Below are 21,368 nucleotides of genomic sequence, written 5' to 3'. Positions count from 1 at the left end.
CCGACGCCTTCAAACGGCCATTTGGTCTGATATGGTCGTTCTGTCTTTCAACGGGGAACCGCAGATGCTCCGGCACTCATTTCTTCTCGGCGTCGCGACTGTCGCACTCGCCGGCACGGCCAACGCGCAGCAGCGCGGCGGCTCGCGTGAGGATCTTCTCGACGCGCTGACGCGGCACATCCAGATCTGCGCCGAGATCACGGAAACCCAGGCGCGTCTGTCCTGCTACGACCGGCTGCAGACGCAGGTCGGCGGCGTGCAGGCCCCGGCGGCAACGTCTCCCGCGCCCACGCCCACGCCCACGCCCCTGCAGGCGACGCCGACGCCGCCGCTATCGCCCGTGCCGAGCACCGGCTCCTCGATCAGCGCCGCGCCGCTCGCCCCGCAGCCGCTTGGCGTCCCCGGCGGCGGCACGGCGACCCTGGGCGGCGCGCCGCAGCCGCTCGGTGCGCCCGCGGCCCAGCCCTACGACCCCAACGCCGCCTTCGATCCGAGCAGATCGACCTACCGGCCGCCCGAGGCGATCGGTCCCAAGCCGCAGCCGCAGGCGCGCCGCAGCGGTCCGCGGCCGGTGCCGACCTTCTCCACGCCGCAGCCGTTGGTCACGATCGGCGCCAACAACCTGACCTATGGCCCCTCGCGCTACTGGCAGGTCACGATCGTGCTGAAGTCCAACACCCAGCGCGCCATGGACACACAGGCCGTCTGCACCTTCATGAATGGCAGCCGGGCGCTGGAAGACGCCTACTACGGTCCCGTCTCGATCCAGCCCGGTGAACAGATCACGACCGAGCTGATCGGACCGCCGACCACCGCCTATGTCGATTCGACCAACTGCAGGCTGTTGAGCCCGTAGGCCGCGACCATGCTGTCGACCCTGATCCTGATGGCCGGCCCATTCCTGATGGGCTACCTCATGGGCTCGATCCCCTTCGGCCTGCTGCTGACGCGCGGCGCCGGTCTCGGCGATATCCGCAAGGTCGGCTCGGGCAACATCGGCGCCACCAACGTGCTGCGTACCGGCCGCAAGGGACTTGCAGCCGCCACGCTGCTGCTCGACGCCCTGAAGGGTGTCGTGGCGGTGCTCATCGCCGACCAGGTCGGCCAGATTGCCGCCGTCGGCGCGGCCGCCGGCGCGGTGCTGGGCCACATGTTCCCGGTGTGGCTGGGCTTCAAGGGCGGCAAAGGCGTGGCGACGACGCTCGGCATCATGTGGGGCCTGTCGTGGCCGGTCGGCGCCATCGCCTGCGGCGCCTGGCTGGCGATCGCCGCCGCCTTCCGCTACTCGTCACTGGCCGCCCTGCTCAGTGTCGTGGTCGCCGCGGTCGCGGCCTGGTTCCTGACCGATCCGCGCGCCGCGATGTTGCTCACGCTTCTCGTGCCGCTCGTCTGGGTGCGCCACCATGAGAACATCGCGCGCCTGCTCAACGGCACGGAGTCGAAGATCGGCGGCGGCAAGAAGCAGGCTGCCTGATTACTTCTTCGCGGCCTTGCCGTCGAAGCGCCTGGCCCATTCCGCGAGGATGCGCGCGCGATTTTCGGACGCCCAGGCGAAGTCGTTCTTGATCATCGAGGCGGCGACACCTGCGGGATAGTCCGGGATGTTCCCGGTGACGCCTTCGATGGCAACCTGGCTCACGAACGAAGCGTAGAGCTCGTTTGCCTTGCGGCTCGCCGCGAAGTCCATGAGGCGACGCACGGCTTCCGGCTTCTTCGTGCCGCGCAGGATGGCGGCCGCATCCATGTCCCAGCCGCCGCCCTCCTTCATCATCAGGCCTTCGATCGGCGCGCCCTTCTGGCGCGCACTCGCCGCCGCCAACTCATAGGAAATGCCGACCGGGAATTCACCGGAAGCGGCCTGGCGGCAGGGTCGCGTGCCCGAATGCTCATAGACGGCGATGTTGTCGTGGAGCCTGTCCATGAATTCCCATGCCTTGGCCTCGCCGAACATCTGGATCCACGAAGAGACGTGGAAGTAGCCCGTCCCCGACGAGGCAGGATGCGGCATGGTCAGCTTGCCCTTGAAGCGAGGGTCGAGCAGGTCGAACCAGGATTGCGGCTTCGGCAGCGAGAGTTTCAGCGCCTCGATCGTGTTGAAGCAGACCGCCGCGACCCAGGCCTCCATGCCGACCCAAGCGGGAGGATTGGCGGGATCGCGGAACGACGGCTTGATCGCCGCGAGGTTCTTCGGCGCATAGGGTTCGAGCATCCCCTTCTTCTCAAGCAGCAGCATCGAGGTGACGGCCAGTCCCCAGATTGCATCGCCACGCTGCTGGCCCTGCTCGGCCAGAATCTTCGCCGTGACGATACCCGTCGAATCGCGATTCCACTGGATCTCGATATCCGGGTTCTCCGCTTCGAAGCTCTTCTTGAAGTTGTTGAGGTTCTCGATCTCCAGCGTCGAATAGACCTCGAGGCGCGTCCGGCCCTGCGCCGCCGCGGTGGTCGCGGCCAGCACGCAGGCGATCGCCGCCCACCAACTCGTCATCGCTCGCTCCTTCGCCGCCTGAAGTCATGGCTCATATAACCACCGGGCCGATGCAGATTGCCGGCATTCCTGTCATAGCAGCGGCGCATGATCGCTTCCTCCTCTCGCAGCCTCCCCTGGGCGCTGATCGGCGCGGCCTGCCTCGGGTCGTTCGCCGCGACCTCGAGCGGCACGACCCGCGCGCCGTTCCTGCTGGAGATGGCGCAAGATCTCGACGTCAGCATGCCGCTGGTCGCCAACCTGGTTTCCCTGACGGCGATGGCATGGGGCATCGTCTCGGCCCTGGGCGGCTGGATGTCCGATGTGATCGGACGCCGCCCGATCCTGCTGATCGCGCCGTTTGCGCTCGCCCTGGCCCTGGTGGCACAGGCGGCGGCCGGCTCCTTCTTCTGGGTCGCGGTGTGGGCGACCGTGGGCGGCGGCTGCGCCGGCGCCTTCACCGGGGTGGTCTTCGCGGAAGTCTCCGCCCATGTGCCCGACAGCCAGCGCGGGCGGGCGCTGGGCTGGGTGATGAGCGGGCAATCGCTCACACTGGTCGTCGGCGTGCCGATGGCGGCGGCCGTCGGCTCGGTCATCGGCTGGCGGGGCTGGTTGCTCTGCGTCGCGGGCCTCTCCATCGCCGCCATTCTGAGCCTTTTCCTCACGGTCGGCCGGGGAAGTGCCGGTCGTATGCGGGGCGCCGGGGCACGTCCCTCCATGCGGTCCGCCCTCTCGCCGCGGGTGCTCGCCCTGCTGAGCACCGGCGTGGCGGAGCGCATCTGCTACGGGCTCGCGGTCGTCTACTTCGCGACCTTTATGCAGGTCACCTATCACATGACCCTGATCGAACTCGCCGTTCCGCTGGCGGTGTTCGCCCTGGGCAACATCGCCGGAACGGTAGCGGGCGGCCAGCTCGCCGACCGGCTGCGCGACCGTCTCCTCACCTTCGCGGTCGCGATGGCTCTGTCGGGCGTCGCGGCGCTGGTCCTCTTCACCTGGCATCCCGGGCCGGCCGTTTCCGTGGCCGTGGGGTTCGTCTACGTGCTGCTGAACGCGCTCGGCCGGCCCTCGTTCATGGCGTCCCTCGCCTCAGTTCCGGAAGACGTCCGGGGCACTGTGCTCGGCCTGAACGGCACCTCCGCGAGCGTGGGCTGGATCGGCGCCGCTGCCCTCGGCGCGGTGATGATCGGCTCGGTGGGGTTCGAGGGCTTCGGTCCGCTGACGGCTCTGCTGGCATTGCTGGGCGCGGGCGGTGCCCTCCTCAGCCGTCGCAGCCGCGGCTCATAGATATTTCTACTTTGAGTTGTTTTACATGTGGATAACACGACCTTAATGTTCTCCTCATGTTCGATGGCTCTCCCGAGATGGATCTCGCACCCGAGGAACGCCGCGCCCGGCTGAGGCTTGCGCGCAGCGCCAGGATCGGGCCCGTCACCTTCCACGAGGCGCTGGCCCATTACGGATCGGCCCGCGCCGCCTGCACTGCCCTCGCGACGGTTTCCGAGGCTTCGATCGAGCGCGAGGAGAATGCGCTCGCGGCTGCCGGCGGCCACTTCCTCGTGTTCGGGGATACCCTCTATCCGTCGGCGCTGGCAGCCCTGCCCGACGCCCCGCCGGTCCTCTCCGCCGTGGGCGACCCCACCTGGCTCGGCCGACCGACATTGGCCATCGTCGGCGCGCGGGAGGCCTCGCTGGCCGGCCGCCGCTTCGCCGCCGATCTCGCGTCGGCCCTGGGCGCGGCGGGCTTCGCGATAGCCTCGGGTCTGGCGCGCGGGGTCGATGCCGCCGCGCATGAAGCCGCTCTGGCGACGGGGACGATCGCCGTCCTGGCCTGCGGCGTCGATCAGGTCTATCCGCCCCACCACGCCGCCCTTCAGGCCGAAATCGCGGCCCGCGGGCTGATCCTGAGCGAGGTGTCGTTGGGCGCCCCGCCCATTGCCCGCGCCTTCCCGCGCCGCAATCGCATCGTCAGTGGCCTTTCGGCCGGAATCGTGGTCATCGAGGCGGCCGAACGTTCCGGCTCCCTGATCACGGCCCAGCGAGCCGCCGAACAGGGGCGCGAGGTGTTTGTCGTGCCCGGCTCGCCGATGGACCCGCGCTATGCCGGTTCCAATGGCCTTATCCGAGATGGGGCGATTCTGGTCCGGGATGCCAATGATATTCTGAACGCCCTCGGCCGTCCGTCCAGCGTCCGCCAAGCCTCTGATAAGCCGAAGGAAATCGGGAATGACGCGGGCGCCGCACGGATCGTGCAGGAGCTGGGTGCCGTACCCACCGCGGTTGACGAACTGGTGCGCCGGTGCCAAGTGTCCGCCGCCTTCGTAGCGGAGGTCCTCATGGCTCTCGAGCTGGAGGGCCGCCTGGAGAGGCACCGGGGTAACCGCGTTTCTCTGATCTAGATCAGCGATTTAGCTCCGGTTATTGAGATCAGAACGGAGCATTTACCGGCGATGGACGTACTGGTCGTCGAGTCCCCGGCCAAGGCTAAGACCATTGGGAAGTATCTCGGCCCCGGCTTCACCGTGCTGGCCTCGTACGGGCATGTCCGCGACCTGCCGCCCAAGGATGGTTCGGTCAGGCCGGACGAAGACTTCGCGATGGATTGGGAGGTCGACGCCCAGTCGCAGAAGCGCATAGACGCCATCGCCCAGGCCGTCAGCAAGGGCGGAAAGCTCTATCTCGCCACCGACCCGGATCGCGAAGGCGAGGCCATTTCCTGGCACGTGCTCGACATCCTGCGGAACAAGAAGGCGCTGGCCGGCGTCGACGTGAAGCGCGTCACCTTCAATGCCATCACCAAGAAGTCGGTTCTCGACGCCGTCGCCAATCCCCGGGATCTCGACCAGCCGCTGATCGACGCCTATCTGGCGCGCCGCGCGCTCGACTATCTGGTCGGCTTCACACTCTCGCCCGTGCTGTGGCGCAAGTTGCCGGGCAGCCGCTCGGCCGGCCGTGTGCAATCGGTCGCGCTGCGGCTGATCTGCGAGCGCGAGTCGGAGATCGAGGTCTTCAAGACCCGCGAGTACTGGACGGTCGATACCTTCTTCGGCACCGCCAAGAAGCAGATCCTCAAGGCCCGCCTCACCCATCTCGACGGCCGCAAGCTCGACAAGTTCGACCTGAACACCCAGGAGCGCGCCGAGCAGGCCAAGCGCGAGATCGAGCGCCGCGCCTTCGCGGTCTCCTCGATCGACCGCCGCCAGGTCCGCCGCAACCCGCCGCCACCCTTCATCACCTCGACCCTGCAGCAGGAAGCCTCGCGCAAGCTCGGCCTCGGCGCCGCCACCGCCATGCGCATCGCCCAGCGCCTCTATGAAGGCGTCGACATCGGCGGCGAGACGGTCGGCCTCATCACCTACATGCGTACCGACGGCGTGCAGCTCGCGCCGGAAGCGATCGGCCAGACCCGCAACCTGATCGAGACGAAGTACGGCGCGTCCTACGTGCCCGCCAGCCCGCGCATCTACACGTCCAAGGCCAAGAACGCCCAGGAGGCGCACGAGGCGATCCGCCCGACGGATCTCTTCCGCACGCCGCAGGACGTCGCGGCCTATCTCGATCGGGACCAGCTCGGCCTCTACGAGCTGATCTGGAAGCGCACCGTCGCCAGCCAGATGGAAAGCGCCGTGCTGGATCAGGTGACGGTCGACATCGCCAGCGGCGACAAGACCGTGCAGCTGCGCGCCACCGGCTCGGTCGTGAAGTTCAACGGCTTCCTGACGCTCTACGACGAGGGCCAGGACGACAAGAACGACGACGAAGAGACCGGCGCCATCCTGCCCGATGTCACCGAAAACGAGGCGATGGATCGCCGCGAGGTCGTGCCGGAGCAGCACTTCACCGAGCCGCCACCGCGCTATTCGGAAGCGAGCCTGGTGAAGAAGCTCGAGGAACTCGGCATCGGCCGCCCCTCGACCTACGCCAGCATCATCGAGGTCCTGCAGCGCCGCAATTACGTGCGCATCGACCGCAAGCGCTTCATTCCGGAGGATCGCGGCCGCATCGTCACCGCGTTCCTGCAGACCTACTTCCCGCGCTACGTCGAGTACGGCTTTACCGCCCATCTCGAGGAAGAGCTGGACGATATTTCCAGTGGCAAGATCGACTGGCACGAAGTCCTGCGCGAATTCTGGAAGGCTTTCTCGGCCGCCGTCGGCGAGACCAAGGAACTGCGCGTCAAGGAAGTGCTCGACAAGCTCGACGAGGAGCTCGGTCCCCACTTCTTCCCGGCCAACGACAATGGCGGCAAGAGCCCGCGCGAGTGCCCGTCCTGCGCCAACGGCCGCCTCGGCCTCAAGCTCGGCAAGTTCGGCGCCTTCATCGGCTGCTCGAACTATCCCGAATGCCGCTTCACGCGGAAGCTCGGAATCGTCGACGCCGATGCGGACGCCGCCAGCGGCGAGAATCTTGACGGCCCCAAGATTCTGGGAATCGACCCGGTGACGGGCAAGCAGGTCACCCTGCGCAAGGGGCCCTACGGCCTCTATGTCCAGCTCGGCGAGCCGGAGGGCAAGGAGAAGCCCAAGCGGCAGTCGCTGTTGCGCGACATGACGCCGAACGACCTGACGCTCGAAAAGGCGCTGGCCCTCTTGTCGCTGCCGCGTGAACTGGGACCGCATCCCGAGGACGGCGAGGTCATCCTGGCCGGCGTCGGCCGCTTCGGCCCCTACGTGAAGCATGGACCCAAGTACAAGTCGGTCCCGTCCGACGAGAGCGTGCTCGACATCGGCATGAACCGCGCCGTGGCCCTGCTCGCCGAGGCGAAGACCCCGCGCGGTCGCGCCGCGGTCAAGCCGATCCGCAGCATCGGCAACCACCCGTCCGACGAGGCGGCGGTCGAACTCTACGACGGCCGCTACGGCCCCTATGTGAAGCACGGCGGCGTCAACGCCACGGTCCCGCGCGACATCAAGCCGGAGGAGCTGACGCTCGACCAGGCGGTCGCCCTGCTGGCCGAGCGCGCCGCCAAGGGCGGCGGGAAGAAGAAGCCCGCACGCGCAAAGAAGGCGGCGCCCGAGGCAGCCAACGACGCCGGCTCCAAGCCAAAGGCGAAGAAGGCGGCCGCAAAGAAGAAGCCTGCTGCGAAGAGGAAGGCGGCGAAGGCCAAGGACAAGAGCGACGCCCCGCCCCGCACCGGCACCGATGGCTAAGGGCAAGGTCCCGACCCGCGACGAACTGCTGGCCTTCATCCGCGAGAGCGAAACGCCTGTCGGCAAGCGTGAGATCGCCCGCGCCTATGGGCTGAAGGGCGACCAGCGCATCGAGCTGAAGGAGCTTCTGCGCGACCTGCGCGATGCCGGCGACATCGCGCCGGACCGTGCGAAGACCTTCCGCGACCCGCAGGCGCTCACCGAAACGGGCGTGCTGGAAATCGACTCGGTCGACAAGGACGGCCATCTGCTGGCCGTGCCGCGACGCCACGACGACGATAAGGACGGTCCCGCCCCGCGAATCGAGGTCGTGACGCCGTCCTCGCGGAACGTGCCGGCCCCCGCGGTCGGCGACCGCGTGCTGGCGAGCCTGAAGCGCCGCGGCCAGAATACCTACGAGGCGCGGGTGATCCGCCGCCTGGGCAGCGGGCCCAAGAAAATCCTCGGCCTCTACGAAGAGCCGGACGGCCGCCAAGGGCTCGGCCTGGTCACGCCGACCGACCGCAAACTGCGCCGCGAGTTCGACGTGCGCCCGGCGGACCGCAACGGCGCGCTGCCGGGCGACATCGTATGGATCGAGGAGACCGGCGGCGCGATTACGCGGCGGGCCCGCGTGATCGAGCGCATCGGTCCGATGAGTGACCCGCGTACCGTCAGCCTGATCGCCATCGCCGCCAACGACATTCCCGTCGATTTCCCGGAAGCCGCGCTCGAGGAAGCCGAGAAGGCCAGAGCGGCGCCGATGGGCCACCGCCTCGACCTGCGCGACGTCCCGCTGGTCACGATCGACGGCGAGGATGCGCGCGACTTCGACGACGCTGTCTTCGCCGAACCCGATCCCGACCATCCCGGCGGCTGGCGCCTGCTCGTCGCCATCGCCGACGTCGCCTGGTACGTGCGTCACGACCGGCCGCTGGACCGCGCCGCCTACCGCCGCGGCACCTCGGTCTATTTCCCCGACCGCGTCGTGCCGATGCTGCCCGAGCAGCTCTCGAACCACTGGTGCTCGCTGGTCCCGCGCGAGGATCGCCCGGTGCTGGTCGCGGAGATGTGGATCGACAGCGAAGGCCATCTCAAGCGCCACAAGTTCCACCGCGCGATGATGCGTTCGGCCGCGCGCCTCACCTACAACCGCGTCCAGCACGCCATGAACGGCATGCCGGACGACGAGATCGAACCGCTGATGGACCGGGTGGTGCGGCCGCTCTACGGCGCCTATCGCGTGCTGCTGGCGGCCCGCGAGGCGCGCGGCGCGCTCGACCTCGACCTGCCGGAGCGGCAGGTCACCCTGGGCAAGGACGGCCACATCGCGCAGATCGGCGTGCGGGAGCGGCTCGACAGTCACAAGCTGATCGAGGAGTTCATGGTGCTGGCCAACGTGGCGGCCGCCCAGGCGCTGGAGCAGCGCCAGGCACCCTGCCTCTATCGCGTGCACGACCAGCCCGATCTCGCCAAGCTCGAGGCGCTGCGCGAGTTCCTCGGAACGCTGGGCATCAAGGTGCCGACCGGCCAGCGGCTTCGCCCCGCCGACCTCAACCGCGTCCTGCACGAGGTCGCCGACAAGCCGGTGTCGCAACTCGTCAGCCAGACGGTGCTGCGCAGCCAGAGCCAGGCCGTCTACAGTCCCGACAATCTCGGCCATTTCGGCCTCGCCCTCGCCCGCTACGCGCACTTCACCTCGCCGATCCGTCGCTTCCCGGACCTGATCGTCCATCGCGCGCTGATCGCCGCCTACGGGCTGGGCGAAGGCGGCCTCGTCGCTGACGACAAAGGCCGCTTCACCGAGTTCGGCGAGCATCTGTCGATGTGCGAGCGCCGCGCCGTCGCCGCCGAGCGCAGCGCCATGGACCGCTATGTCGCGGCCTTCATGGCGGCCCATGTCGGCGCCACGTTCCCCGGCCGCGTCAGCAGCGTCACGCGTTTCGGCCTGTTCGCCTCGCTCGAAGGCACCGGCGCCGATGGCCTCATCCCGATCCGGTCGCTGGGCCAGGAGTTCTTCCGCCACGACGAGGGCCGCCAGGTCCTGATCGGCGAACGCACCGGCGAGACGTTCGGCCTGGGAGACCGGCTGCAACTCAAGCTGGTCGAGGCCGATATGGCGACGGGCGGCCTGCTGTTCGAGATCGTCGACGTCATCGAGCGCGTGGAGCGTCAGGCGGCGCCGCGCAGTTTCCGCTCGCCATCGGGCAAAGATCACCGTGGCCCGCCGCGGCGTCCGGTCGCGCATCGCGGCCCGCCACGGGACAAAGGGTCACGCCGACGCAAGTAGGTCCTGGGCCCATCTTGCCTTGATGAACGACGAGCATCCTCCGGTCGATTTCTGGACCGCCCTGCTGAGGGGTTGGCACGGCCGCTGCCCGCGATGCAACACGGGCAGGCTGTTCGGCTCCTACCTCAAGATGAAGAGCCGCTGCGATTCCTGCGACCTAGCGCTGGAACCTTTCCGCGCCGACGACGCGCCTGCCTACTTCACCATCTTCATCGTCGGCCACATCGTCGTGCCGCTGGTCCTCGTGGTCGAACGCTGGGGAACCGAGCCGCCGCTCTGGGTGCATGCCCTGCTGTGGCTACCGCTCTCGGTCGGGCTGGCTCTTGTCCTTCTGCCCAGAATCAAGGGTGCCGTAATTGCGCTGCTTTGGGCGCAGAAGATCGCGGCTCCGAAGGCCGCAACCGGGAGCCTCGATCCCTCGGCCTGAACGACGTGGCTGCCCGCCGACGGCCTGTGCTATGGTGTTGTCGCAGGGTATGTTTTTGCCTCAACTCCCGTTTCTTCTTCCAACGCTGCCGCGCGCGGCCCTGTCGCTCGTTGCCGCGTGCCTGGTCGTTTCCTGCGCCACCTCGCCCGAGGTGCCGGTCCGTCAGCCCGACGGCCGCAGCGCCCCGGTCGCTTCCGATGCCGGCTTCGACCGGGTGGTCCTCCAGGCCTATCGCGCGATCGGCGATCGTCACCTTTACGAACCCAATTTCCGCAACCTCTCCGTCGAGGCCTATCGAGGCTTCGTCAGCAGCGACTCGTCCCTCGTTCTGGAGGCCAGCGACAGTTCGCTGGTCGTGAAGCGCGACGGCAAGGAAATCCTCGTGCGCCCGGCCCCTGCCGACTCCGCGGACGGTCGTGCCTGGGGAAACACCCTGGTCGACCTGATGACCGGTTCGCTGGACGCTTCACCCGCCCTGCAACGGACTGACCGGCAGGCGCTGATTCGCCAGGCGATGACGGCCACCACCAAGCAGCTCGACCGCAACAGCCGCTACGCCGATCCCGAGGAGGCGCGCGACAACCGCTTCCAGCGCGACGGTGGCGGCGGGGTCGGAATCACCGTCGAAAGGACCGACGAAAAGAAGATCCTGATCCGTGCCGTCCAGGAAAGCTCGCCCGCCGCCAGGGCCGGGGTCGCGGTCGGCGATCAGATTCTTTCCATCGATGGCGACTCGATGATGGACCGCCCGCTTTCCGACGTCGTGGCCAAGCTGCGCGGCCCAGTCGGCGCGCCGGTCACGATGACGGTGCTGCGGGCGTCGCAGGGAGCCGAGCTTTCCCTGCCGATGAAGCGCAGCCGGATCGTGCCGACCACGGTCGTCTACGAGCGTCGCGGCGACGTGGCGCTGATCCATCTGACGGGTTTCAATACGGCCACGACCGAGAACCTGCGGGCCGCTCTCGACAAGGCCAGGACCGAGATCGGCAAGGACCTGACGGGCGCGATCATCGACATGCGCTCGAACCGCGGCGGACTTCTGGACCAGGCTCAGTCCGTCTCGGAAGTCTTCATCGGCGACGGCACCATTTTCTCGACCAACGGCCGTCACCCCGACAGCCGGCGCACCTATCGCAGCTCCAACAGCCGCCCCAACGCCGGTCAGCTGCCGATCGTCGTCCTCATGAACGGCGGCTCGGCGTCGGCGGCGGAAATCGTCGCGGCCGCCCTCCAGGATCGCGGGCGGGCCGTCGTCATCGGCACCACCAGCTACGGCAAGGGCACCGTCCAGACCGTCGTGCGCCTGGCCAACGAGGGTGAGCTGATCCTCACCTGGTCGCGTCTGCAGGCTCCATCCGGCTACACCTGGAACGAGCTGGGCGTCCTTCCCAATATCTGCACCTCCAAGGTGGGCGACGCCAGCAAGGTCAGCACGGCCTTGGTAGACTCCAACCAGGCCCCTCTGATGCGCTGGCACGCGCTGCGCAACCCGACCCAGCAGGAGGTCGCCGACCTGCGCAAGATCTGCCCGCCCGGCGATGCCGCCCCGGAGGCCGACGTCGATCTGGCGGTGCGCCTGCTACGGGACCGGGCGCTTTATGCCCATGCCGTGCAATCCGCGACTTACCAGGCCGCCGCCCGCCCCTAGGCTCGGCGCTTGACACAGCACGCCCGCTGACTACTTTGCCCGCCTCTGCGAATTCGCCCTCCGGGGCTTAAGGACAATTGCCATGGCCAAGCCGACTTCCATCCTGATCAAGATGATCTCCAGCGCCGACACCGGCTTCTTCTACGTCACCAAGAAGAACCCGCGCACCAAGACCGAGAAGCTCGAACTGAAGAAGTACGACCCGGTCGCGCGCAAGCACGTCGTGTTCAAGGAATCGAAGATCAAGTGACATCCCGCAGGGATGTCATCCCGAACGCAGTGAGGGATTTTTGAGCCACGAGGAAGGATCCCTCGCTCCGCTCGGGATGACACGATCTCACTGCGATACGAACGACCGAGCCGCCCTTCCGGGCGGCTTTTTCGTGGGATAGGCTCCCGCGCAATCCAACAAGGAGGAGAGAGAAGATGAGCGCCCAGCTTTCGCGCGACGACTGGAAAGGCCGCATCGGCGGCCTCAGCTACCGGAACCAGGCCTTCATCGGTGGCAAGTTCACGGCGTCGCTGACCGGCAAGACCTTCGACTGCGTCAACCCGGCGACCGGCCAGGTGCTGACCCAGGTCGCCGCCTGCGAGCAGGCCGACGTCGATGCCGCCGTGAAGGCCGCCCGCGCCGCCTTCGAGAAGGGAACCTGGGCCAACATGGCGCCGGCCCAGCGCAAGCGCATCATGCTGAAGCTCGCTGACCTCATGATGAAGAACCGCGAGGAGCTGGCCCTGCTCGAGACCCTCGACATGGGCAAACCGATCGCCTTCTCGACGACCGTCGACATTCCCGGCTCGGCCAACACCGTGCAGTGGTTCGGCGAGGCCATCGACAAGATCTACGACGAGGTCGCGCCGACCCCGGGCAACGTCATCGCCATGATCACGCGCGAGGCCGCCGGCGTCGTGGCCTGCGTCGTGCCGTGGAACTTCCCGCTGCTGATGGCCTGCTGGAAGATCTCGCCCGCGCTGGCCGCCGGCAACTCGGTGATTCTGAAGCCCGCCGAACAGTCCCCCCTCACCGCTCTCCGTCTGGCCGAGCTGGCGGCCGAGGCCGGCATTCCCGAAGGCGTGTTCAACGTGCTGCCGGGCTTCGGCGAGACGGCCGGCCAGGCGCTCGGCCGTCACATGGATGTCGACGTGCTGGCTTTCACCGGCTCGACCGAGGTCGGCAAGTACTTCCTTCGCTACTCCGGCGAATCCAACATGAAGCAGGTCTGGCTCGAGTGCGGCGGCAAGTCACCGAACATCGTGCTGGCCGACGCGCCGAATCTCGATGTCGCCGCACGCCGCACAGCGTTCGGCATCTGGTTCAACCAGGGCGAGGTCTGCACTGCCGGCTCGCGCCTGATCGTCGAGGACAAGATCAAGGACGAGTTCCTCGCCAAGGTCATGGCGATCGGCCAGAAGATGATGCCGGGCGACCCGCTCGATCCGAAGACGCAGATGGGCGCCATGGTCGACGAGAACCAGACCAAGCGCGTCATGGGCTACATCGACGCTGGCCAGAAGGAAGGCGCCAAGCTCGCCATGGGCGGCAAGCAGGTGCACATCGACAATGCCGGCTCGTTCATCGAGCCGACCGTGTTCGACAACGTCGACAACAGGATGAAGATCGCCCAGGAAGAGATCTTCGGACCGGTCCTCTCGGTCATCCCGGTCAAGGATGCCGAGCAGGCCCTCAGCGTCGCCAACGACACGATCTACGGCCTCGCCTCGGCGATCTTCACCTCCGACATCAACAAGGCCTTCAAGTTCTCCAAGGCCCTGCGTGCCGGTTCGGTGTGGGTGAACACCTACGATGGCGGCGACATCACCACGCCGTTCGGCGGCTATAAGCAGTCGGGCAACGGCCGCGACAAGTCCCTGCACGCCTTCGACAAGTTCACGCAGATGAAGACGACCTGGATCCAGCTCGGCTGAACTGTCTCTTATGGAACACCGACAAGGCGGCCTGCGGGCCGCCTTGTTTCGTTTGTACTGTCGACCTGGCGCGAAACGTGCTTGATGAGGCTGGGGGCATCCTCATGCGGTCACTGACGATCCGTCACGTCACGACCTATCGATACCGGCACCCGGTCGCCTTCGGCGAACACCGCATGATGCTGCGGCCCCGCGACTCCCACGATCAGCGCGTGATCGAGGTGAGCCTCGAGATCAATCCCGCCCCCTCCAGCCTGCGCTACGAGCAGGACGATTTCGGCAATCACATAGCCATTGCCGAGTTCGCCGGCGTCGCCACCGAGCTCAGCTTCGCGAGCATCGTCAGCCTCGAACATTCACCCGATGACGCCCTGCATCCGGGCCTCGACGACGCTGCAGCCATCTTTCCGGTCGACTACGGCGATGACGAGATGACCGACCTGGCCCATTGTATCCGGCGGCACGATATCGGGACCGACGACGCGGTCGCCCAATGGGCGCGCCGGTTCCTGCCCGTGGACGGCCAGATTCCTGCCCTCGAACTCCTCACTCGTCTCTCGCAGGGCATCCACGACGGCTTTCTCTATCGCCGGCGCGAGGCCAAGGGCGTCCAGCCACCCGCCGAAACGCTGCAACTCGGCCACGGCAGCTGTCGCGACTTCGCCCTGCTCCTGATCGATGCCGCCCGCTCGCTGGGCCTGGCCGCGCGCTTCGTGTCCGGCTACCTCGCCACGATGCCGGATGTGGCACCGACGGAGGCGCATGGGGCGACGCACGCCTGGGCGCAGATCTACCTGCCCGGCACCGGGTGGATCGATTTCGATCCGACCAGCGGCAACGTCGGCAAGGGCAGCCTCGTTACGGTGGCGGTCGTGCGCGATCCCGATCAGGCGACACCGCTGCACGGCACCTTCGTCGGCTCCCGATCCGACACTCTCGGAATGGAGGTGCATGTCAGTGTAACGCCGCACGGATCCGTGACGACCTGACCGGGCCCCGTGCCCAGACATGCTGTTTCAGGAGACGGCCGGATGAAGATCCGCATCGGCTACGAGATCGTCTACGACTTCCCCCAACCCACGCCGATGATCATGATCCTGGGGGCTCACCATACGCGCGCCCGCGACATCATCCAGCCCGATCAACTGACGACCGAACCGGCAGTCACCATCACGCGCTACCGCGACGGCTTCGGGAACTGGTGCAGCCGGCTCGTCGCACCCGCCGGACGCATGAAGCTTCACGGCCGCGGCCTGGTGCGCGATTCCGGCGTGACCGACGACGTCGTCCCGTCGGCCAAGCAGCATGCGATCGAAGACCTGCCCGACGATACGATCGTCTATCTCCTGGGCAGCCGCTATTGCGAGACGGATCGCCTGTCCGAGATCGCGTGGAGCCTTTTCGGCAACGGGCCGACGGGTTGGGCCCGCGTCCAAGCGATTTGCGACTATGTCCATAACCACATCACGTTCGGCTACCAGTTCGCTCGTCCGACCAAGACGGCTTGGGAAGCGTTCAATGAAGGCAACGGCGTGTGCCGCGACTATGCCCATCTCGGCATCGCCTTCTGCCGGTGCATGAACATCCCGGCGCGATACTGCACTGGTTATCTCGGAGACATCGGCGTGCCGCCGGTCGATGCGCCCATGGACTTCGCTGGCTGGTTCGAGGCCTATCTCGGCGGCCGCTGGTATAAGTTCGACCCGCGCAACAACGTGCCCCGCATCGGCCGTGTCCTGATCGGACAGGGCCGCGACGCCGCCGACGTGCCGATCACACACACGTTCGGGCCCAACACGCTGGTCAGCTTCAATGTTTTCACCGACGAAGTGCCCTGAACGCCGTCAGCGCACGCCCGCGAGAATCTCGTCCGTCGTCGTGACCGCGGCATACTCCCCGTCGAGAAGTGCCAGCGTCAGTTGATGCACGTCCTCGGCGGGCCATAGCCGCCCGGTCAGATCGCGCTTGTCGCAGGACCAGCAGGCATCGCCCGGCAGGCGCACCCTGAAGCCGAGATTGCCGGCCACGCGCACCGTCGCCTCGACCGAGTTGGCCAGCAGGACGCCGCAGATCACCAGCGGCGGCTTCTCTCGGCACGCTCCCGCCATCGACTGAAGGCCGGCCGCCAGTTCGGTGCCGATGAAGGCGCTGTGGACCTTCTTCGCGACCACCAGTTCGCCGTCGCGCGGTGCCGTCAGCGGCAGGAAGTCGTTGCCCTCCTGGCCGGGCCGGAATGGAGAGTCCGGCCGCGTCCCGTCGTGCTTCACATGGACGATCGGGGCGCCGCGCCGGCGCCAGTCGGCCAGCAGACGGGCGATGTTCGCCTCGGCGCCGGGATTGTTTCGGGGGCCCCACTTCGGATGAAGCATGGCCTTCTGCTGGTCGATCAGGATCAGAACCTCATCCGGCATTTGCCTCGTACCCTTGCTTCGAGCGGCCAATGCTAGTCGACTGGCGGGATGACAGTCATGCGCCGTCGCGCGCCGCCTGAAAGCGCATTCCTCGGGGATCTCGCGCAGTCCTACTACTGGGACTCCCATGAGGCGCCGTTGCGACGGAGCGATCTCACGATCACCCAGATCTACCTCGCACTCTTCGCCCATCATCCGCGATGGGCGCGATGGCTTCTCATCCTGCGGGGCTGGATCGTCGCGCCCTTCGGACTCCGTACGACGACGGCGGCGGCATTCGACGCTATCGAGATCAAGCCAGCCTATTCGGTCGGAGAGAAGATTGCCCGTTTCACGCTGTACTCCCAGAACGCCACCGAGATCGTGACGGGGGGCGAAGACCGGCATCTCGATTTCCGGGTATCGGTCCGGAAGCTGTCCGTCGACGGTGCGAGCCGCGTGGTGCTCTCGACGATCGTGGAGCCGCACAATCTCTTCGGCAGGGTCTATCTGCGCGTCATACTCCCCTTTCACCGTCTCGGCGTCAGGGCGCTGCTGGCCAACGCCGCCCGTGCGGGACGGATCTGACACGCCGTCAGCCATGCAAATTCGGTCTCTTGCGCGATCCGCCGCCCGGTAGTCGAATTTCCGGAACGACAACCGAGGAGGAAACGATGCAGTTTGGTTATTTCACCATGCCGTCTCATCCACCCGAGCGTTCGCTGAAGGACGGCCACGAATGGGATCTGCAGGTGATCCGCTGGCTCGACGAGCTGGGCTTCACCGAGGCCTGGATCGGCGAGCATCATACCGCGCCGTGGGAGCCGCATCCCTCGCCCGATTTGCTGGTGGCGCAGGCACTGATGCAGACCAAGAACATCCGCCTCGGCCCCGGCGGCTTCCTGCTGCCCTATCATCATCCCGCCGAGCTCGCGAACCGCGTGGCCATGCTCGACCACATCTCCGGCGGGCGTCTCAACTTCGGTGTCGCGGCGTCGGGCCTGCCCAGCGACTGGGCGATGTTCAACGTCGACGGCATGTCCGGCACCAACCGCGACATGACACGCGAGGCGCTCGACATCATCCTGAAGCTCTGGTCGTCAAACGAGCCGTTCGACTACAAGGGCAAGTACTGGCACGTCACCAAGCCCGACACGATGTTCGGCTTCCTGAAGCCGCACATCAAACCGCTGCAGGCCCCTCATCCGCCGATCGGCGTCGCCGGACTGTCCAAGGGTTCGGACACGCTGAAGCTCGCCGGTGAGAAGGGCTACATCCCGATGAGCCTCAACCTCAATCCGGCCTACGTGAAGAGCCACTGGGAGTCGGTCGAGACCGGCGCCGCCAAGTCGGGCCGCACGCCCGATCGCGGCCAGTGGCGCATGGTACGCGAGGTGTTCGTCGCCGATACCGACGAAGAAGCGATGCGCCTCTCCGTCGGCTCGCACATGGGCCGCATGATGCGGGAGTACTTCCTGCCCCTGCTCGCCCAATTCGGATTCTTCGAATACCTGAAGCACGACCCGAATACGGCCGATTCCGACGTGACTCCCGAATATTGCGCCAAGCACAACTGGATCGTGGGATCGCCGAAGACGGTCGCGGAGAAGATCGAGAAGATCTACGACGAGGTCGGCGGTTTCGGGCAGCTGCTCGTCTTCGGCTTCGACTATGTCGAGAGCCCGCAGGCCTGGCGCCATTCGCTCGAGCTGCTGTCGAAGGAGGTGCTGCCGAAGGTGCAGCACCTCAAGCCCGGGATGGCGCGGATGGCTGCGGAATAGACTGCAGCTTGCTCCTGTAAAGAAAGCGAAGGATCCCTCGCGACGCTCGGGATGACACCATCGTTGAGCTTGGCGCAGTACGCCCGCCAAGCAAACAGTGTCATCCCGAACGCAGTGAGGGATCCTTGGTCATCTGCATTCGCCTAGTCGTCTCAGACCGCGACCGGCACGGCCTTGCCGGTCGCGGAGGCGACGCTGCCATGCAGGTGCGCCACCAGCCCATCGTCGAGCTTGAGGCGTGCCGCCAGCATTCCGAGATAGCCGCGCTCGGCGGCGTTATCGACGTCGATGGCCAGCAGCGAGGCGGCATAGATCTCGGCCGCTTCCTCCGGAGTCGCGGCGGCCCCGGCCACCGCGTCGACGTCGAGCTTGGCCCGCAGTTCGTCCATGACGAAGGCCTTGTCGTCGGCGCCGAGAGGCAGCTTGTCCATCTCGGCGAATATGCGTGCCTGCTCCTGGGCATCGACATGCCCGTCGGCCTTGGCGGCGGCGATCATCGCGCGCAGCAGGTGACGCGCGAGCGTCTGCTGGCCAGCCTCGGTCGAGGGATTGAACGGGGTCCCGCTGGGTGCCGGCAGCATCGGGACCGGCGCACGAGGCGCCTCGGTCACCGGCGCGGCCTGCTTGCCGGCCTGCCAATCGTTGTAGGCCTTGTAGGCGAGCGCGCCGACGGCAGCCATGCCGCCCAGCTTCAACGCCTCGCCGCCGATCTTGCGGCCGGTCTTCGAGCCGAGCAGTAGCGCCGCCAGGCCGCCCGCCAGCGCTCCGCCGCCCGCGCCGCTCAGGAATCCGCCCGGACCGCCCTGCCCGCCAGGCAGGCCGCCGACAATGCCGCCCAGACCGCCGCCCTGGCCGCCCCCCTGGCCGCCCATGAACTGTTCCAGCAAACGCTTCGCATCCAACATGTCGCCTCGCTTGATCGTAAAGACGACGCTCAGTTGATGTGCAATTGTGGCAAAAGCTGGCGTTTCATGCCCGTTTCGAGAGAAAAGCGGCGGCCGCGAACCCGGCGGCTGCCACCAGCATGATGACGGCCAGTCCCCACAGCACCGGCGTGTAGCCACCGAAGGCGCCCCAGGCGAGCGATGCCAGCAACGGACCCGCGGCGCGCATGACGTTCGTTGGCATGGTGAGGGCGCCGGAAACGACGCCGTAGCCTTCCGGACCGATGAACTCGGGCACCGCCATCCCGCGCAGGATCGTCACCAGGCCGTTGGCGACGCCGTAGACCACGGCGAACAGGATGAGCGGATAGACGTCGGTGATCCCTGTCGCGAGGAAACCCATCGAGATCGGGAAGGCGAAGTAGATCAGCGCGCCGAGCTGGATGGTGGTGATGTGACGCTGCCCCACCATCAACAGCACCCGGCCCACGACCTGCATGGGACCGATCAGCGCGATGATCGCCATCACGACGCCGATCGGCACGCCACGATCGTCGAGCAGGGGAATGAGATGGAAGCTCATCGCCGAGAAGGCGAGCCCATAGCCCGCGAAGGCGACGACCAGTCCCCAGAAGGCCGGCACGCGGATCGCGGTGGCCAGGGGACTTCTCTTGGCGACACCCTCCTCCACCGGCTTGGGCGCGGCGATCGGCACTGCCTTTTCCTGGGGTCCCGGCACGATCAGCCAGTGCATCAGGGCCACTCCGAGGACGATGATTCCCATCACGTCGAGAGACGGCCGCCATCCGATCCGTTCGATCAGGAGCTGCGCGAAGGGGATGCCGAACGTGCTGGCCAACCCGCCCAGGAATGTCATCAGCAGGATCGCCTGCTTGTAGCGAGGCCCGTACACGCGCGTAATCACCGCAAAGGCGGGTTCGTACAGGGTGACGGCCTGGCAGGCACCCAGCCCCACCCACAGCACGTAGAACATCGGCAGCGAATCGATCCGGGACCACAGGAAGAACAGCAAGGCCGCCAGCACGGAGCCACAGGTCATCAGGAGACGGCCGTGTCCGCGATCGATCCAGGCGCCCACAGTAATGGAGCAGAGGCCCGCCGTGAGGAGGCCCGCGGAAAGGGCGCCGAACATGGCGCTGCGCGACCAGCCCAACTCCTGTGTCATCGGCACGACGAACAAGGGGAAGGTGTAGTAGACGAGGCCCCAGGAAATGAGCTGTCCGAGCGAGAGCATCCACAGGATGGTCGAGGGCCGCTTCCGCCACGGTCCCGCTGCCTTCGCCTCCGCCATAATACCGCCCGTTCCGCCCGATTCTTTACAGAACGACGACCCTAACGTCCCGTTGCCCGCGAGGATAGACGCATGACAGAGACCAAGCGCATCAACCTGGCCCTGCAGGGCGGCGGCAGCCACGGTGCCTTTACGTGGGGCGTACTCGACGCGCTGATCGAGGATGGACGGCTCGAATTCGAGGCGGTCAGCGGCACCAGCGCCGGCGCCATGAACGCCGCCATCCTGCTGCAGGGCTGGGCCAAAGGCGGTCCGGCCGGCGCCCGCTCCGCGTTGGCGGCCTTCTGGGGCGAACTGGGGCGGATGGCGATCGCCAGTCCGATCCGCCGAACGCCGCTCGACCGGCTGCAAGGCAACTGGAACCTCGACGATTCACCGGCCGCCCTGTGGGCCGACCTCATCCAGCGCACGCTCACGCCCTGGCAGCGCAATCCGCTGAAGTTCGATCCGCTGCGCGACCTGCTAACACGTCACTTCGACCAGGAGTCCGTCCGCGCCTGCCACCAGATCAAGGCTTTCATCGCCGCGACCAACGTGGCGACCGGCAAGGTGCGCATCTTCACCCGCGAAGAACTGTCGATCGACGCGTTGCTGGCATCGGCCTGCCTTCCCAGCATCCACGAAGCGGTCGTGATCGACGGCGAGCCGTATTGGGACGGCGGCTTTCGCGGCAATCCGCCGATCTGGCCGTTCATCTACAACAGCGAGAGCGCTGACGTCGTGATCGTGGAGGTCGACCCGCCCGGCCGCGAGGGCGTTCCACGCTCCAATGCCGAGATCGCCGATCGGCTGAACGAGATCACCTTCGGCGGCGCCCTGATGGCCGAGATGCGCGCCATCGCCTTCGTGCAGGAGCTGATCGACAAGGGTGCGGTGACCGGGGAATTCGGAGAGCGCCTCCGGAAGCTGTTGATCCACTCGATCACCGATGCCCGGACACTGGGTCCGCTCGGCGCCGTCAGCAAATTCAACATCGAGCCGGAGTTCCTCGACCATCTGTTCCAGGCCGGTCGTGCCTCCGCAACCGCGTGGCTGGCGTCGACGTTCGATAAGGTCGGTGTCGAGAACAGCATCGACATCCGGGCACGCTTCCTGTGACATCGGAGCCGGACAA

Annotated in this window: 19 protein-coding genes; 15 read left to right on the top strand and 4 right to left on the bottom strand. The window is 66.9% G+C overall.

Annotated elements, in window-relative coordinates; translation table 11 throughout:
• Positions 1-64: 64 nt before the first annotated feature.
• Together KQ910_RS17740 and plsY are read left to right on the top strand one after the other, a co-directional pair.
• Positions 65-856 (top strand): hypothetical protein, encoded by a 792-nt coding sequence (locus KQ910_RS17740; protein ID WP_216963146.1) that lies wholly within the window; start codon positions 65-67, stop codon positions 854-856.
• Positions 857-865: 9 nt separating this feature from the next.
• Positions 866-1,474: a glycerol-3-phosphate 1-O-acyltransferase PlsY gene (gene plsY / locus KQ910_RS17735; RefSeq protein WP_229600440.1), complete on the top strand. Its 609-nt coding sequence runs from the start codon at positions 866-868 to the stop codon at positions 1,472-1,474.
• Here plsY and KQ910_RS17730 read toward each other — a convergent pair whose 3' ends face one another.
• A complete protein-coding gene (locus tag KQ910_RS17730) occupies positions 1,475-2,488 on the bottom strand; it encodes a putative 2-aminoethylphosphonate ABC transporter substrate-binding protein (RefSeq protein ID WP_216963144.1) in 1,014 nt (337 codons plus the stop codon).
• Between the two features lie 87 nt (positions 2,489-2,575).
• Between KQ910_RS17730 and KQ910_RS17725 the strand changes: the two genes are divergently transcribed.
• From KQ910_RS17725 to KQ910_RS17680, 10 genes are all read left to right on the top strand, one after another.
• Positions 2,576-3,754 carry an MFS transporter gene (locus tag KQ910_RS17725; protein ID WP_216963141.1) on the top strand — a complete coding sequence of 393 codons (1,179 nt, stop codon included), beginning with the start codon at positions 2,576-2,578 and terminating at the stop codon, positions 3,752-3,754.
• A 56-nt stretch (positions 3,755-3,810) separates the two neighbouring features.
• Positions 3,811-4,866 (top strand): DNA-processing protein DprA, encoded by a 1,056-nt coding sequence (dprA, locus tag KQ910_RS17720; protein WP_216963137.1) that lies wholly within the window; start codon positions 3,811-3,813, stop codon positions 4,864-4,866.
• A gap of 51 nt (positions 4,867-4,917) precedes the next feature.
• Positions 4,918-7,617, top strand: coding sequence for a type I DNA topoisomerase (gene topA, locus KQ910_RS17715; RefSeq protein WP_216963136.1), 2,700 nt, complete (start codon positions 4,918-4,920; stop codon positions 7,615-7,617).
• On the top strand, positions 7,610-9,886 hold the full coding sequence (gene rnr / locus KQ910_RS17710) for a ribonuclease R (protein ID WP_216963134.1): 2,277 nt from the start codon (positions 7,610-7,612) through the stop codon (positions 9,884-9,886). Before topA ends, rnr begins: the two co-directional genes overlap by 8 nt.
• A 22-nt stretch (positions 9,887-9,908) precedes the next feature.
• Positions 9,909-10,313: a DUF983 domain-containing protein gene (locus KQ910_RS17705; protein WP_216963132.1), complete on the top strand. Its 405-nt coding sequence runs from the start codon at positions 9,909-9,911 to the stop codon at positions 10,311-10,313.
• A 55-nt stretch (positions 10,314-10,368) separates the two neighbouring features.
• Entirely contained in the window at positions 10,369-11,961 is a 1,593-nt protein-coding gene (locus KQ910_RS17700) for a S41 family peptidase (protein WP_216963130.1), read from the top strand.
• 82 nt (positions 11,962-12,043) lie between these two features.
• Positions 12,044-12,211: a 50S ribosomal protein L33 gene (gene rpmG / locus KQ910_RS17695; RefSeq protein ID WP_020696277.1), complete on the top strand. Its 168-nt coding sequence runs from the start codon at positions 12,044-12,046 to the stop codon at positions 12,209-12,211.
• A gap of 176 nt (positions 12,212-12,387) precedes the next feature.
• On the top strand, positions 12,388-13,887 hold the full coding sequence (locus KQ910_RS17690; protein WP_216963128.1) for an aldehyde dehydrogenase: 1,500 nt from the start codon (positions 12,388-12,390) through the stop codon (positions 13,885-13,887).
• A gap of 104 nt (positions 13,888-13,991) precedes the next feature.
• On the top strand, positions 13,992-14,876 hold the full coding sequence (locus KQ910_RS17685; protein ID WP_216963126.1) for a transglutaminase family protein: 885 nt from the start codon (positions 13,992-13,994) through the stop codon (positions 14,874-14,876).
• A 42-nt stretch (positions 14,877-14,918) separates the two neighbouring features.
• Positions 14,919-15,725, top strand: a complete 807-nt coding sequence (locus KQ910_RS17680) for a transglutaminase-like domain-containing protein (protein ID WP_216963123.1) — start codon at positions 14,919-14,921, stop codon at positions 15,723-15,725.
• Positions 15,726-15,731: 6 nt separating this feature from the next.
• Here KQ910_RS17680 and KQ910_RS17675 read toward each other — a convergent pair whose 3' ends face one another.
• Positions 15,732-16,298, bottom strand: coding sequence for a cysteine hydrolase family protein (locus KQ910_RS17675; RefSeq protein ID WP_216963121.1), 567 nt, complete (start codon positions 16,296-16,298; stop codon positions 15,732-15,734).
• Positions 16,299-16,355: 57 nt separating this feature from the next.
• Here KQ910_RS17675 and KQ910_RS17670 point away from each other — a divergent pair, with 57 nt between their 5' ends.
• The gene (locus KQ910_RS17670) at positions 16,356-16,865 is read left to right on the top strand and encodes a DUF2867 domain-containing protein (RefSeq protein WP_216963119.1); all 510 of its coding nucleotides are present in this window, start codon (positions 16,356-16,358) and stop codon (positions 16,863-16,865) included.
• Positions 16,866-16,951: 86 nt separating this feature from the next.
• Positions 16,952-18,058 (top strand): LLM class flavin-dependent oxidoreductase, encoded by a 1,107-nt coding sequence (locus KQ910_RS17665; protein WP_216963117.1) that lies wholly within the window; start codon positions 16,952-16,954, stop codon positions 18,056-18,058.
• A 152-nt stretch (positions 18,059-18,210) separates the two neighbouring features.
• Here the strand turns inward: KQ910_RS17665 and KQ910_RS17660 are convergent, their stop codons facing one another.
• Positions 18,211-18,963, bottom strand: coding sequence for a tellurite resistance TerB family protein (locus KQ910_RS17660; protein ID WP_216963115.1), 753 nt, complete (start codon positions 18,961-18,963; stop codon positions 18,211-18,213).
• A 64-nt stretch (positions 18,964-19,027) separates the two neighbouring features.
• Positions 19,028-20,254, bottom strand: coding sequence for an MFS transporter (locus KQ910_RS17655; protein WP_216963113.1), 1,227 nt, complete (start codon positions 20,252-20,254; stop codon positions 19,028-19,030).
• 72 nt (positions 20,255-20,326) lie between these two features.
• Here KQ910_RS17655 and KQ910_RS17650 point away from each other — a divergent pair, with 72 nt between their 5' ends.
• On the top strand, positions 20,327-21,352 hold the full coding sequence (locus KQ910_RS17650; protein ID WP_216963111.1) for a patatin-like phospholipase family protein: 1,026 nt from the start codon (positions 20,327-20,329) through the stop codon (positions 21,350-21,352).
• The last annotated feature ends 16 nt before the right edge of the window (positions 21,353-21,368 follow it).

This window comes from Reyranella humidisoli, assembly GCF_019039055.1.
In the GTDB taxonomy this organism is placed as follows: domain Bacteria; phylum Pseudomonadota; class Alphaproteobacteria; order Reyranellales; family Reyranellaceae; genus Reyranella; species Reyranella humidisoli.
Note: the sequence above shows the minus strand (reverse complement) of the source record. Positions and strands in the feature narration are given on the sequence as shown.